The sequence below is a fragment of the Hwangdonia seohaensis genome, assembly GCF_031932625.1.
Lineage (GTDB): Bacteria > Bacteroidota > Bacteroidia > Flavobacteriales > Flavobacteriaceae > Hwangdonia > Hwangdonia seohaensis.
The window spans coordinates 321,392-333,970 of the sequence record NZ_JAVSCK010000004.1; the positions used below are offsets into that span (position 1 = coordinate 321,392).

A 12,579-nucleotide genomic window follows, 5' to 3' on the forward strand; every position below is an offset into this window, starting at 1 on the left:
GCAAATTGTTGGTGTAACCGATGTTTTTATTGCAAATTACATCTGACCCAAATAAAAAATAAACAAATGAAGATGAAAGAAGAACAGGTAATTCTCGTTAACGAAAAAGACGAACAAATTGGTTTGATGCCTAAAATGGAAGCCCATGAAAAGGCGGTGCTGCACCGTGCGTTTTCGGTGTTTATTTTTAATGACAACAATGAACTGATGCTACAGCAACGTGCCTTACATAAGTACCATACACCCGGACTTTGGACCAACACCTGCTGTAGTCACCAACGTGATGGGGAAAGTAATATTGAAGCTGGTAAACGCCGTTTAATGGAAGAAATGGGCTTTGTAACAGAGCTTAAGGAAACTACGTCTTTTATTTATAAAGCGCCCTTTGATAATGGGTTGACCGAACACGAATTGGACCATATTATGGTAGGGCATTACAATGATGAACCACATATTAACCCAGATGAAGTGGCCTCGTGGAAATGGATGGCATTGGAAGATGTAAAAGTAGATATAGCTTTACATCCAGAACTTTATACCGCTTGGTTTAAAATTATTTTCAGTAAATTTTACGAACATATAAATTTAGTTGATCATGAAGGTAACGGTTAGTAGAAAAGCACATTTTAACGCAGCGCACAGGCTGTACAATGCCGATTGGACTGATGCCCGTAACGCCACCGTTTTTGGTAAATGTGCCAACCCTAATTACCACGGGCATAATTATGAGCTCATTGTTTCGGTGAAGGGCGACATCCATCCGGAAACGGGGTTTGTAATGGATATGAAAATTTTAAAACATTTGATTGAAACTGAAATTGAGGAGCAGTTTGATCATAAAAATTTAAATGAAGAGGTTAAGGAGTTTAAAACACTAAACCCAACAGCAGAAAATATAGCAGTGGTTATTTACAATAAAATAAAACCAAAGATTGAATCTCATTTAGATTTAGAAATCACCCTGTACGAAACGCCACGTAATTTTGTGAGTTACTCGGGGGAATAGTCGATGTTATAATCTCGGTTTTTTAAAATTCACGGTGTATTGGAATTGTAATACACCTTTGATATATACTGAATTATTGAACGCTATTGTTTAATAATTTGCTTATTTTTGCACCTAAATAAAATTAGAAATTATGGCAAATGTTAGAAACCTAAAGAAAGATATAAACTATGTTTTAGGCGATATTATTGAAGCAGTTTATGTTTGGGAATACGAAAACACAGATAAAGACACCAAAAAAAGCGAAGCAATTATTGATGAAGCAATTGAAACGTTTGACGCTTTAATAGCTAAAGTAAATGCTAAAGATGTTGAAAGTCCAAAAGCCCACTTTAAGGCCATTAATACGGAATTGGAAGAAAAAGGTCGTGCGTTAATTGAAAAAATCAATAAACTCGGATAATTTTTATCGATGGAATTACACGTTTTCTGCGATTGTTAAAAATGCCGAAATGCTGTTCAGCTCATTTGTAATTTGAAAATGAATTCCAGTTAAGTTAGCTTTAAAACAAAAGCCTTTCGATTTTTCGAAAGGCTTTTGTTTTTTAATATCGTGTTTAGTTGTTTTTATCGGCTTCCTTTATTTCGTCAATAAAATCCTGTAATTGTTTGCCGTATTTTGAAGCTTTCACTTTCGGGGTTAAGGAATTATTAATGGTATCTAAAAAGTTAATTCGCGCATTGTAAATCTCAGTTAAGGCAAGATACGGAGATACCTCACTATCTTTATTGTTTATAGCAAAATTAACCGTAAATAAGTACTTTCGTTTTAACAGCCCATTGTATTCATTATCAATAGCGCTAATTTTTGACGTATCGCTTTCCATTTGAGCTTCAAATTTTTCTTTTATCAAATCTAAATTTCTACTATTTAGTTTAGAAATCATCTTTTGATATTCTTCCCACTTAGCCTGTTGTACAGAGCCTTTAATTTTGGCATCAAAAACAAAATTTTTAAGCGTGGTGTTAATTTCGGTAATGCCTTTATCGGCGAAAAAAGCTATCGCGTCATCTTCATTCGTGTTTTTGTTTAGGAACAGATAAAATACTTCCGGTGATTCTAAATCGCTGTGCAATTCAAATTCGGCGTTTCCATTAATTTGTATAGAATCTACAGTTATAAGTGCGGTGTCTTTTACTTTTTTAAGATATACAGTTCCTTTTTTTAGACCTTTAATATTAGTTTTAACTGTTAACGCAGGTTGTTTGGCACAGGAAACGGTTAAAATAAGTAAGGTTAAAAGCGACAGTCTTTTCATAGTTTATTTTTGAATTTTTAGAAAAAGCAAATATCTTAATAATTATAGATTAAATACTAGCAGCAGCACATAAATTATAAAACTTTATCTGTATTAAAATTATGTTAATATAGGCAACTTTAAAAAAGTTTGGCACGGATATTGTTCATTGGTATGTGATTGCATTCTAATAAAAAGTTTATTGAGTGGTTACTTTAAACTTAAAAAATGTAATTCATATTTTTGGTTGGTTAGTTAGTAAAAAAGCATCTTATTTAAGATGCTTTTTTTATGCGCATACATGTATTTCATCGATGAAATACATGTTTTAATCTTTAAATGTTAAAGTTTAGTGTATTTCGTCGATTTATTATGTTTTTTATCGTGGTTGTATGTTTATTAATTATATATTTGGTGTGTACTAAATAACATACTTTTTAGTTCAATGGATTAATTAATTAATATTTGCATTATGTTGTTGAGATAGAGACCCTAAATCTACTACGTAATTAAAAAAGCAAATTGAAAAGAAACCGAGTTTGAGGGAACTCGGTTTTTTTGTGCTTCAATTTTAGGTATAAGTTTATTTTGTATAAATTCGCTTATAATCCTTATTTATGAAACTTTATTCAAGCCTCTTTTTACTGCTGTTTAGCTTTTTTTCTTTTGCACAATTGCCCGATGGATTTACTTATGTAAAAGATGTGATTACCGATTTGGATGTAGAGTTAAGGTATAACACATCGAATAATTTTTTGGGTAAACCTGTTGATGGTTATCATTCAAACAAACTTATTTTAACCAAGCAAACGGCGCAGGCTTTAAAGTTGGTTCAAGAGGAGTTACAGAATAAAAATTTATGCTTAAAGGTTTACGATGGCTACAGGCCACAACGAGCTGTAAATCATTTTGTGCGTTGGGCAAAAGTTTTGAATGACACCATTAATAAATCACGCTTTTATCCGAATGTAAAAAAAAGACATCTATTCAAAAAGGGATACATCGCCAGTAAATCGGGGCATAGTAGAGGTAGTACTGTTGATTTAACAATTGTTGATGGCAACACGGGAAAGCCATTGGATATGGGAAGCCCGTACGATTTTTTCGGAAAAGAATCCTGGGTTGATTATTCCGGCATTACCAAAAAGCAAAAAGAAAACCGGCAGCTTTTACAAGCCGTTATGCTAAAACACGGGTTTAGAAACTACCCCAAAGAATGGTGGCATTTTACCTTGCGACACGAACCGTTTCCTAAAACTTTTTTTGATTTTCCTATTGAATAGAAAAGCGGTTCCCTTAAAAGGAAAACCGCTTTAACTCTATTTGATTGCTGTTGGTTTTATTCTTTATCCAAGTTTTTGGTCATATTAAAACCTATAAATAATGAGGCCCCCGCTGTTAAGAAAATTGTTGCAGGATATACTTCTTCCCCCAAGTTCGTATTGTTATATAATGCTGTAGCTAAAAATATGCCGATACCAATACCCATTAATAACAATGCCAAATTTAAAATGAGCACTTTCCAAATGGGAGCGGTTTGGGTTCTGCCTTTCACAAAAATACTGGCGTCTGCACCTTTTTCAATGAGTGCTAAACGTTCTTTATTACGTGTTGAAAAGTATAAATAAAATACTCCGAAGATTGCACCAAATATAATTGGTATGATAATTAATTCTGATCCCATAATGTTTCGTTTTTAATTGATTAATTTTAATGTGTTCATAGCTTATGACGATACGTTTTTAATTTTGGTTACGGTTTTTACTAATTTTTTTTTTCAGGGATGTGTAACCTAAAATACAATAGAGTCGTCTTACTTAAAAATGACCACCAACGACCAAGATTATATCAACAAAATTATAAATGGCGACGCTAATGCATTTTCTGTTTTGGTTGATCGTTACAAAGACTTGGTATTTACTTTGGCGTTGCGCATGCTAAAAAATAGGGAAGAAGCCGAAGAGGTATCGCAAGACACCTTTATTAAAACCTATAAATCGTTGCATAAGTTTAAAGGCGATTCTAAATTTTCAACGTGGATATATAAAGTCGCTTATAATACGAGTTTAGATAGAATTAAGAAGAACAAAAAGCATTTTAATGATGTTGCCATTGATGAGTTTACCGAGCATCAAATAAAAACCATAGATCATGCTTTAGATAAAATGGAACAAAAAGAGTATCAAAAAACCATACAAGATTGCTTAACTTTATTGCCAAATGATGATGGCTTTTTACTGACACTGTATTATTTTGAAGCCCATTCTTTAGAAGAGATTTCTAAAATTGTCGGTATTACGGCTAATCATGTGAAAGTGAAGATTTTTAGAAGCCGCAAAAAATTAGCGACTATTTTAAAGCAAAAATTAGAACCTGAAATAATTGAGTATTATGAAAGAGAACGACGATAAACATTTAGATAATTTTACCAAAAAGATTGTAGAAAAAGCTGCTTTAGAGCGTCCTTCTATTCATTTTACTTCAGAAATAATGTCTCAAGTTGCAGCGTTAAATAAAGGTGGTGTTACAACGTACAAGCCTTTAATCTCCAAAAAAGTTTGGACATTAATCGCTTTAAGTTTTATGGCGCTTTGTGTGTATTTAATTTTAGGATCGGAAACACAACAAGAAGGTTGGTTTGGCACGTTAGATTTTAGCATTTTATCAAACAACAAATTTACCCATGCTTTATCCGGTTTTACAATGTCTAAAACCTTAATGTATGCAGTTGCGCTTTTTGGATTAATGCTTTGTATTCAAATCCCGTTTCTTAAAAATCATTTTGATAAACGATTGGAAATGTAATCTTCCAACTTCGGTCTTCTAGCTCCAGACTTTTAATACCAACGTTTCTTTTTCTTTTTGGAAGCTTCACTTTTGCGCCCTTTTTTGTGTTTACTTCCTGTTTTTTTTGATTTGTGGATAATAGGTTTCGCCTTTGGGTCTAACGGATACGGATGATTTTCTTCAATAGGAATTTGAACATTTATTAACTGCTGAATTTTTTGCACATAACTTTTTTCATCGGCAGAACACAACGAATACGACATACCTGTTTGTCCGGCACGACCCGTGCGCCCTATTCTGTGCACATAGGTTTCCGGTACGTTTGGCATATCAAAATTTACCACGGCATCCAATTCATTGATATCAATACCGCGTGCCGCGACATCGGTAGCTATTAAAATATTTACATACCCATTTTTGAATTTTTTTAAAGCCTCTTGTCTTAAATTTTGCGCTTTATCGCCATGAATGGTTTCAACTTTATACCCATTTTTTATAAGCGTTTGCTCTAGTTTATCAACGCCAAATTTGGTGCGTCTAAAAATTAGAATATTGCCTTTTATGGTGTTTCGCAATAAATGTAAACACAGCTCAATCTTATTGCGCTTTGGCACGTAATACAATACCTGACTCACATTTATAGCGGCCGATGATGTTGGAGACACTTCAACGCGCTCGGGCGATTTTAAAATGGTATTGGCAAGCTGTTCTACTTTATAGGGCATTGTTGCCGAGAAAAGAAGAATCTGTTTCTCCTCCGGACATAAACGCTCAATCTTTTTAACGTCATCAATAAAACCCATGTCGAGCATTAAGTCGGCTTCATCCAAAACCAAGGTTTCAACATAATCTAAATTAATCGTATCCTGTTTGTGCAAATCCAGCAATCGCCCAGGTGTGGCAATAAGAATGTCAACACCTTTGTTTAATACATCTTTTTGAGGCTCGATAGACGTGCCGCCATAAATTACGGTAGAGCGTAAATTGGTGTTTTTGCCATAAACCTTAAAATTTTCATTAATTTGAATGGCCAATTCCCGTGTGGGACTTACAATAAGCGCTTTTATCTTTTTTCCTTTTTTGGGCGCATCTTGTTTATCAAACAACAATTGTAAAATGGGTAGGGCAAAGGCGGCCGTTTTTCCTGTGCCGGTTTGTGCCGAAGTAATCACATCTTTTTTATCTAAAACAAGCGGAATGGTGCGTTCTTGTACTAAGGTTGGGTTGTCGTAACCGGCTTCGGCAATGGCTCTTAAAAGTGGTTTGTTAAGTTGTAAATCTTTAAATGACATTTATAATAATTTGCAGCAAAGATAGATGAAATTTAAGCGATGGCTTTTTTTATTTTCATGGCATTCCACGCGCTATTTACCGCAATTAATTTGGTTGGTTTTAAGCGGTAATCGCCTAAAAAATCCCAATCAAATTCTTTATGCAACTCTGAAATCTCTTTTTTGGTAGTGCCATTGGGGTAAAACACCCAGATAATAGAAGTGTCCAAAATTCTTGGAAACAGCGTCAACATTTCATTGATAAACTGTTCCTTTGTTTGGGTAAATACCAAAGCGCATTCCACATAAGATGTAATGACTATAGATTCGGAGTAATTAATGTCGTTAAAAGTATTGACAAATGATTCGGGTTTGTTTAAAATATAAACATCCTTAAACTTATAGAGCTTTAATTTATTTACCAAATTGTGCATAGCTTAAAGATACAAAAAAACGGAATAATTAAGTTTTTATAAACTTAACTTTTTTTTGAATGGCCAAAATAAAAAACGAAGCAGCCATTGTTTTTTATTCGTGTTGTTTATGGTTTTTAGCAAACCCTAAAAGCAGTGCTCTTTTCTTTTGTGGTAAGGCCTTATGGTTTAATACGGCGTTTATATGTTGCGGGTTTTTGTTTTTTGAATATAGCAGTTGAAAAAAATCGCAAATACTAATACTGCTTTTATCGTGCTCGATACATTTAAGTTTGTTGCCTGTTTGCACCAAGCCTTCGCGCAAAACGCGAACATAAGTTCCGGGAAAACCGTAGTTTATAAATTGTTGTATCACCCGTTGCGAGCCGAACTTTACGCCAAATTTAAAACAGGGTTCCCTGGGTTGGGTAACTTGTACCAAAGCGTCTCCAATTTCAAAAACATCGCCAATAAAAAGCTTGGTTTCGTCTAGGTTTTTTACGGTTAAATTTTCACCAAACATACCATAGTTCCAATCTAAATTCGGATATAGGTTTTTCCAATAATCATAATGGTTTTCCGAAAATAAATAGCAAGCTTTATAAATGCCACCGTGTACTTTTCTATCTGAAACTTCATCATTTTTTACAGTTTCTTTTCCCAAATAAATGGGTATATTGGTTGGCGTTTTGTAAATACCGGTTTTGATTTTTTTACCGTTCCAAATAATGGTTGTTGGTTTTGCTATGTTTGTTGAGTTGATTTTCAAAAGGGTTAGTTTATTCGACTTGTTATATAATCGTTTGAATATTTTATGTCTAATGAAAAACCAATTTCGACATTTTTTCCGATAAAGTCAAATCTCAAAACCTATACCTTAAACCAAACACATAACTTTTGTTACTTGCTGAAAACGCAATGTCAACATGCTTTTGCATATAAGGCGAGGTAAATAAATAGGTGCTGCCAATACCAACGGCGGCTCCGGCCAAAACATCCCATTTGTCGTGCCAGCCATCGGGCCCTTCCATACGGCTAACCCCAACAATGGCGGCTCCCAAATAGGCCCATTTGCCGTATTTCCAACCATAGCGACGTTGGATAAAAGAGGCGCCAGAAAAGGCAGATGTGGTATGTCCGGATGGAAAAGCATCAAATAAATTACGCTCTTCAGGACGTTCTTTTCGTATTATTTTTTTGAGTGAATGTGTCACAATAAAACCTGTGCCGTAGGAGAGGGCAAACTGCTTTGTGCCTTCCCAATCTTTTTTGATTATGGTGGTTAAGCCCGCTATAACGGGCAATCCTATTTGTAAAACATCGCCGGAACCTTCTAAAACGTATTCCCATTTTTCGTGGGTTGAATTGGGCTCTGGAGCCTGTGAATAGCTAGAAATTACAATAAAAAAGAAGCCGATAAAATAAACATATAAAGCTTTATACATTTAAGGATTTTGGATTGGTCAATTAATAATATAACTAAAAAAATAATGAGTTATTGTACGTGTCGGACAATGCAATTATGCCGTTAATACCTTATGGGGCTACATTTTTAAAGTGTTCCATGCTTTTAAAATATCCTGCTCTGTATTGAGTAAGGTTTTAGGGTTTTTTTCATATTCAACTCTTTGCTCATTCGTTAAAGCATCAGAATACCACCAATCGTACATATCTTTAATAGATGTTTTTAAATTTCTAAAAGTTAAACCAGCCGCCCGTGACTTTGTGTTGGAAATTCTTGCTGAACCATAGTTTTTCCCAACTGATGGAATCCAAGGAACTAAATAGTTAATCCCGTTTTCTTCAAGAAAGGTGTAATCGTCAATATTGGTAATAGTAGCGTTTTTAGGGAAAGTTTCTTTGGCTTCGTTTACAAATTCAACCATAGTTTGTTTTTCCTTTGGGCCAACGGCATTGTAAATTCCTGTATGTTTTTGTTCTGCTAAACGAATCATGAATTCTGCAACATCTCGCACATCTATATATTGTACGGGATCTTCTTTTTTTCCGGGAACCAAAATTTCGCCACCTTTTGCCAAACGAATGGGCCAGTGTATAAAACGATTGGTTTTATCTCCAGGTCCAAACATATAAGTCGGCCGTACAATAATGGAGCGTTCCTTTCCGAAAGCTTTAATGGTTTCATTTTCCGAATTGGTTTTCATTACGCCATAATCGTACTCTAATTTTTCATATTTATGCCCAAAGGTTTCAGGTGCTTCGGTAAGTGTTGTGGTGTTCTCGGTTATATGGTCTCCCAAATAGGGATAATAAACACCGGTTGATGATGTGTATAAATAAAGTTTGGCTCTGTCTTTTAATAAGTTTGCGGTGTCTTTTGTCCATTTTACCTGTCTTCCGGAATTGTCAATTACTAAATCCCATGCACCTTGTTCCAAAGCTTTTAAATTATCATTTCTATCACCAATTAAATGTTCAACTTGATTAAACAATTCTTTATGAACAGTCGATTTTGTTTTTCCTCTGGTAAAAATAGAAACCGAATGCCCGCGTTTTAAAGCATAAGTAATTTGATGCGGCCCTAAAAAACTGGTGCCTCCTAATATTAATATTTTTAATTTTTTTGAACTTACATTCGAATTGCATGCCAACAAGTTTGAAGCCAATAACGGAATGGCTATTCCGGCAGCAGTGCTTTTTTTGATGAAATCCCTTCTGCTTTTTGAGTTTTCCATGGATAAAAGATGATTTAATTAGTGCTCAATATATATTTTTTATTGCGAATTGCTGCCAATAATAAAGAGGTAATCGCCCAAATCGTTTTCATAGGATTTTATGATATCGTCAATTTTCTGGGTTTTAATATCGGCTTCTAATTGTTGTAAACCCATTTCAACTTCGTCCGCATGGGCAAGTGATGAAAAAGACGAAATACCCTGTCTTACATGTGGGTTTAAATACAGTTTGGGGTGGTGTTTACCGCTGTATAAAAACAAATCCTTTAAGTCTGGTTTTATGCTGTACAATTCAGTCTTAATTGTAGCAAATCCAACCTGCGTCATAATGCCTTTAACGGTTTCCAATGCAGGCATTTGCAACATGGAATCCTTCATCATTTTAGGAAAATAATGATTTAACCAGTAGCCTGCCATTTGTTTTGGTGTGGAGGTGAAAATCACCAAATTACCAGTTGTTTTTAACACGCGGTGCAGTTGGGTAAATCCTTTTTCTAAATAGGCCCAATGGTGAATGGTTAAACTGCCCATAATTCCATCGATACTTTTGGAATCAAGGCTTAAAGTTTCGGCTTGCCCAAGTTTCCATTCAACATTTGGGTTTTGTAGTTTCGCTTTTTCAAGCATTTCTTTTGACGGATCGACGCCAATAAAACGGTAACCTTTTCGCTGTAATTTATTTGTGTAGTTACCGGTGCCGCAACCAATATCTAAATACAAACCGTTTGGTTTCGGGTTTAAATGATGCCACAAACGCTCCACAAGATAGTTGTCCGCTTTTCTTGTGGCGTTGTAATGTGTGCTAATGTCATCATATTTGGCTCGCATGTTATTCGGTATAAACCTGTCCACGATGCGGTTTTAAAGCATCTCTAATAGGTTTCATTTGGTCTTCTGCAACAACCATAAAAGCTATGGCGTGCACATCTGAAATGGTCTCAAAACCAGTGATGTTTAAATTCAGTTTTTCCAATTTAATATACTCTTTTAAATGAACTTCGTGATGTTCGGCAATTTTTAAAGCATCCGGACCACGAAAATCCCAAATAAGTTTTAGTTTACGCATCATTTGTAAAAATTAAAAAACAGATGTTAAAAGTAAGGTTATATAATGAAAAAGCGTAATATTTCAACTTTTTAAACGTTTGTTAAAGCAACTTGTATTATAGGTTTATATTAGTATTTTTGTAACCACTTGAATTATTTTTTTGTCCATGAAATTAAAACTTTTTTTTACTTTACTGTTAACGGCAATGGCGTTAAACCTAAATGCACAAGCTGATGCGGAAGAGGTGCTTTTTACTGTTGATGACGACCCTGTTTATGTGTCGGAATTTTTAAGGGTGTATAATAAAAACCTCGATTTGGTGCAAGATGAATCTCAAAAAGATGTCGACGAATATTTAGCACTGTTCACCAATTATAAACTCAAGTTAAAAGAAGCCAAAACCTTAGAGCTCCATGAAAAGCCATCGTATTTAAGAGAGCTAAACACCTATAAAAAACAATTGGCTAAAAATTTTATTTACGATAATAAAGTAACCGATGCCTTGGTTGAAGAAGCTTACGACAGAATATCTTACGAAGTAAAAGCCAATCATATTTTAATTAAAATACCCGAAAACGCAAATCCTCAAGATACTTTGGTAGCGTTTAATGCCATAGGTAAATTAAGGGACAGGGCTTTAAGCGAAGGTTTTGAAACCGTTAGAAAAGAAGTGCACAATGGTACATCTGTTTTTGGTGAGGAATTGGGTTATTTCACTGGATTTAGAATGGTTTATAAATTTGAAAATGCGGCGTTTAATACCGAGATTGACGATATTTCGCAACCTTTTAGAACCCGTTTTGGATATCATATTGTAAAGGTTCTGGATAAGCGCAAATCCAGAGGTGAGCGTACCGTAGCGCACATTATGGTTGGTATTAAGCCAAACGATACTTTAAGCGAAAACCCGGAAAGCAGAATACGGGATATTTATAAAAAGTTAAATCAAGGTGAAGATTTTGAAGCTTTGGCAAAACAGTTTTCTGAGGATAAAAACTCGGCAGCAAAAGGGGGCTTGTTAGCGGCTTTTTCAAGCGGACAATTAAGTTCTCCAGAATTTGAAGATGTCGCTTTTAATTTGAATGAAGTTGGCGATGTTTCTGAACCTTTTAAAACAAAATACGGCTGGCATATTGTTAAACTGCACGCTAAAAAATTAACGCCACCGTTTGATGAGATGAAGTCGGAGTTGGAAGCCAAAGTAAAGCGCGATGAGCGGTCTAAATTAATTGATGATGCTTTATACGCCAAGTTAAAAGCAAAGTACCATATTGATGATGGGCAGCCTGCTTTAGATTATTTTACTTCGATTATAACTGATGATTATTTTAAAAACACATGGAAACTTCCATCGGATTTTAAAGGCGATTCACCTTTGGTAAACATAGGTAATCAGCAATTCACCTTTAAGGATTTTGGCGATTATTTAGAAAAAACACAACGCGGAACCAACCCGAAATCGACAATTAAAACTATTGTTTCAGAAAAACTCGATGCCTTTATAAATACCCGATTGGTGCTCTATCAAGAAAACCATTTGGAAGAAGAAAACGAGGAATTTGCACATATTGTTAACGAGTACCGAGATGGTTTGTTGCTATTCGATTTAATGGAAAGTACCATTTGGAATACCGCTAATTCCGATTCATTGGAAACCCAGAATTACTATAACGCCAATAGAGAAAAATACGTGTTTCCAAAACGCGTTGATGCTATTGTGGCTTCATCCACCAATCAAAGAGTCTTAAAAAAGGTAGCGAAGTTATTAAAGCGAAATATGGATTTAGAGGTTATAAAAAACCTTGTAAATAATAACGGCGAAGTACATGTGGTTTTTACATCTGGAATTATGGATGCCAACCATCAAGCGCTTCCGGATGATTTTGAATTTTCAAAAGGCATTTCCAAAATCTACAAACACAACCAAGCTTATATAGTGGCCAAGGTAAACGCCGTTTTGCCAAAACAGTTAAAAACTTTCGAAGAGGCAAAGGGGTTAATTATCAGCGATTATCAGACTTATAAAGAAGAGAATTGGGTAAACGACCTCAAAGCAAAATATAAAGTGGTGGTTAATCAAAACGCCCTAGATAAAGTAAGAAATCAAATTAAAAATTAAT

16 protein-coding genes are annotated in these 12,579 nt (G+C 34.8%); 7 read left to right on the forward strand and 9 right to left on the reverse strand.

The window, feature by feature from the left end; all coding sequences use genetic code 11:
- Positions 1-72: 72 nt before the first annotated feature.
- The 3 genes from idi (at position 73) to RNZ47_RS14295 (ending at position 1,409) form a co-directional block, all read left to right on the forward strand.
- A complete protein-coding gene (gene idi, locus RNZ47_RS14285) occupies positions 73-612 on the forward strand; it encodes an isopentenyl-diphosphate Delta-isomerase (protein ID WP_311941926.1) in 540 nt (179 codons plus the stop codon).
- On the forward strand, positions 596-1,006 hold the full coding sequence (locus tag RNZ47_RS14290) for a 6-pyruvoyl trahydropterin synthase family protein (protein WP_311941624.1): 411 nt from the start codon (positions 596-598) through the stop codon (positions 1,004-1,006). Before idi ends, RNZ47_RS14290 begins: the two co-directional genes overlap by 17 nt.
- Before the next feature lie 133 nt (positions 1,007-1,139).
- Positions 1,140-1,409, forward strand: a complete 270-nt coding sequence (locus RNZ47_RS14295) for a hypothetical protein (protein ID WP_311941627.1) — start codon at positions 1,140-1,142, stop codon at positions 1,407-1,409.
- Positions 1,410-1,563: 154 nt separating this feature from the next.
- Here the strand turns inward: RNZ47_RS14295 and RNZ47_RS14300 are convergent, their stop codons facing one another.
- Positions 1,564-2,265, reverse strand: coding sequence for a DUF4369 domain-containing protein (locus tag RNZ47_RS14300; RefSeq protein ID WP_311941630.1), 702 nt, complete (start codon positions 2,263-2,265; stop codon positions 1,564-1,566).
- A gap of 596 nt (positions 2,266-2,861) precedes the next feature.
- Here RNZ47_RS14300 and RNZ47_RS14305 point away from each other — a divergent pair.
- Entirely contained in the window at positions 2,862-3,527 is a 666-nt protein-coding gene (locus RNZ47_RS14305) for a M15 family metallopeptidase (RefSeq protein ID WP_311941633.1), read from the forward strand.
- A 56-nt stretch (positions 3,528-3,583) separates the two neighbouring features.
- Here RNZ47_RS14305 and RNZ47_RS14310 read toward each other — a convergent pair whose 3' ends face one another.
- Positions 3,584-3,928: a DUF6249 domain-containing protein gene (locus RNZ47_RS14310; protein ID WP_311941636.1), complete on the reverse strand. Its 345-nt coding sequence runs from the start codon at positions 3,926-3,928 to the stop codon at positions 3,584-3,586.
- A 139-nt stretch (positions 3,929-4,067) separates the two neighbouring features.
- On the opposite strand from RNZ47_RS14310, the gene RNZ47_RS14315 reads away from it, so the two are divergent.
- Both RNZ47_RS14315 and RNZ47_RS14320 read left to right on the forward strand, forming a co-directional pair.
- Complete coding sequence (locus RNZ47_RS14315; RefSeq protein WP_311941639.1) at positions 4,068-4,655, forward strand: RNA polymerase sigma factor; 588 nt, start codon at positions 4,068-4,070, stop codon at positions 4,653-4,655.
- Positions 4,636-5,049, forward strand: a complete 414-nt coding sequence (locus RNZ47_RS14320) for a hypothetical protein (RefSeq protein ID WP_311941641.1) — start codon at positions 4,636-4,638, stop codon at positions 5,047-5,049. Before RNZ47_RS14315 ends, RNZ47_RS14320 begins: the two co-directional genes overlap by 20 nt.
- A 32-nt stretch (positions 5,050-5,081) precedes the next feature.
- Here RNZ47_RS14320 and RNZ47_RS14325 read toward each other — a convergent pair whose 3' ends face one another.
- From RNZ47_RS14325 to RNZ47_RS14355, 7 genes are all read right to left on the reverse strand, one after another.
- Positions 5,082-6,323 (reverse strand): DEAD/DEAH box helicase, encoded by a 1,242-nt coding sequence (locus RNZ47_RS14325; RefSeq protein WP_311941644.1) that lies wholly within the window; start codon positions 6,321-6,323, stop codon positions 5,082-5,084.
- A 32-nt stretch (positions 6,324-6,355) separates the two neighbouring features.
- Complete coding sequence (locus RNZ47_RS14330; protein WP_311941647.1) at positions 6,356-6,736, reverse strand: hypothetical protein; 381 nt, start codon at positions 6,734-6,736, stop codon at positions 6,356-6,358.
- 94 nt (positions 6,737-6,830) lie between these two features.
- Entirely contained in the window at positions 6,831-7,484 is a 654-nt protein-coding gene (locus RNZ47_RS14335) for an MOSC domain-containing protein (protein ID WP_311941650.1), read from the reverse strand.
- A gap of 94 nt (positions 7,485-7,578) precedes the next feature.
- The gene (locus RNZ47_RS14340; RefSeq protein WP_311941653.1) at positions 7,579-8,160 is read right to left on the reverse strand and encodes a phosphatase PAP2 family protein; all 582 of its coding nucleotides are present in this window, start codon (positions 8,158-8,160) and stop codon (positions 7,579-7,581) included.
- A gap of 99 nt (positions 8,161-8,259) precedes the next feature.
- Positions 8,260-9,411 carry an NAD-dependent epimerase/dehydratase family protein gene (locus RNZ47_RS14345; RefSeq protein WP_311941656.1) on the reverse strand — a complete coding sequence of 384 codons (1,152 nt, stop codon included), beginning with the start codon at positions 9,409-9,411 and terminating at the stop codon, positions 8,260-8,262.
- Positions 9,412-9,450: 39 nt separating this feature from the next.
- Positions 9,451-10,239, reverse strand: coding sequence for a class I SAM-dependent methyltransferase (locus tag RNZ47_RS14350; protein WP_311941659.1), 789 nt, complete (start codon positions 10,237-10,239; stop codon positions 9,451-9,453).
- 1 nt (position 10,240) lies between these two features.
- Positions 10,241-10,480, reverse strand: coding sequence for a hypothetical protein (locus RNZ47_RS14355; RefSeq protein ID WP_311941662.1), 240 nt, complete (start codon positions 10,478-10,480; stop codon positions 10,241-10,243).
- Positions 10,481-10,625: 145 nt separating this feature from the next.
- Here RNZ47_RS14355 and RNZ47_RS14360 point away from each other — a divergent pair, with 145 nt between their 5' ends.
- On the forward strand, positions 10,626-12,578 hold the full coding sequence (locus RNZ47_RS14360; RefSeq protein ID WP_311941666.1) for a peptidylprolyl isomerase: 1,953 nt from the start codon (positions 10,626-10,628) through the stop codon (positions 12,576-12,578).
- Position 12,579: the final 1 nt, after the last annotated feature.

Bases quoted from the DNA above. Each gene is read 5' to 3' on its own strand.
- idi (WP_311941926.1), top strand. From the start codon at position 73: ATGAAAGAAGAACAGGTAATTCTCGTTAACGAAAAAGACGAACAAATT.
- RNZ47_RS14290 (WP_311941624.1), top strand. From the start codon at position 596: ATGAAGGTAACGGTTAGTAGAAAAGCACATTTTAACGCAGCGCACAGG.
- RNZ47_RS14295 (WP_311941627.1), top strand. From the start codon at position 1,140: ATGGCAAATGTTAGAAACCTAAAGAAAGATATAAACTATGTTTTAGGC.
- RNZ47_RS14300 (WP_311941630.1), bottom strand. From the start codon at position 2,265: ATGAAAAGACTGTCGCTTTTAACCTTACTTATTTTAACCGTTTCCTGT.
- RNZ47_RS14305 (WP_311941633.1), top strand. From the start codon at position 2,862: ATGAAACTTTATTCAAGCCTCTTTTTACTGCTGTTTAGCTTTTTTTCT.
- RNZ47_RS14310 (WP_311941636.1), bottom strand. From the start codon at position 3,928: ATGGGATCAGAATTAATTATCATACCAATTATATTTGGTGCAATCTTC.
- RNZ47_RS14315 (WP_311941639.1), top strand. From the start codon at position 4,068: ATGACCACCAACGACCAAGATTATATCAACAAAATTATAAATGGCGAC.
- RNZ47_RS14320 (WP_311941641.1), top strand. From the start codon at position 4,636: ATGAAAGAGAACGACGATAAACATTTAGATAATTTTACCAAAAAGATT.
- RNZ47_RS14325 (WP_311941644.1), bottom strand. From the start codon at position 6,323: ATGTCATTTAAAGATTTACAACTTAACAAACCACTTTTAAGAGCCATT.
- RNZ47_RS14330 (WP_311941647.1), bottom strand. From the start codon at position 6,736: ATGCACAATTTGGTAAATAAATTAAAGCTCTATAAGTTTAAGGATGTT.
- RNZ47_RS14340 (WP_311941653.1), bottom strand. From the start codon at position 8,160: ATGTATAAAGCTTTATATGTTTATTTTATCGGCTTCTTTTTTATTGTA.
- RNZ47_RS14345 (WP_311941656.1), bottom strand. From the start codon at position 9,411: ATGGAAAACTCAAAAAGCAGAAGGGATTTCATCAAAAAAAGCACTGCT.
- RNZ47_RS14350 (WP_311941659.1), bottom strand. From the start codon at position 10,239: ATGCGAGCCAAATATGATGACATTAGCACACATTACAACGCCACAAGA.
- RNZ47_RS14355 (WP_311941662.1), bottom strand. From the start codon at position 10,480: ATGATGCGTAAACTAAAACTTATTTGGGATTTTCGTGGTCCGGATGCT.
- RNZ47_RS14360 (WP_311941666.1), top strand. From the start codon at position 10,626: ATGAAATTAAAACTTTTTTTTACTTTACTGTTAACGGCAATGGCGTTA.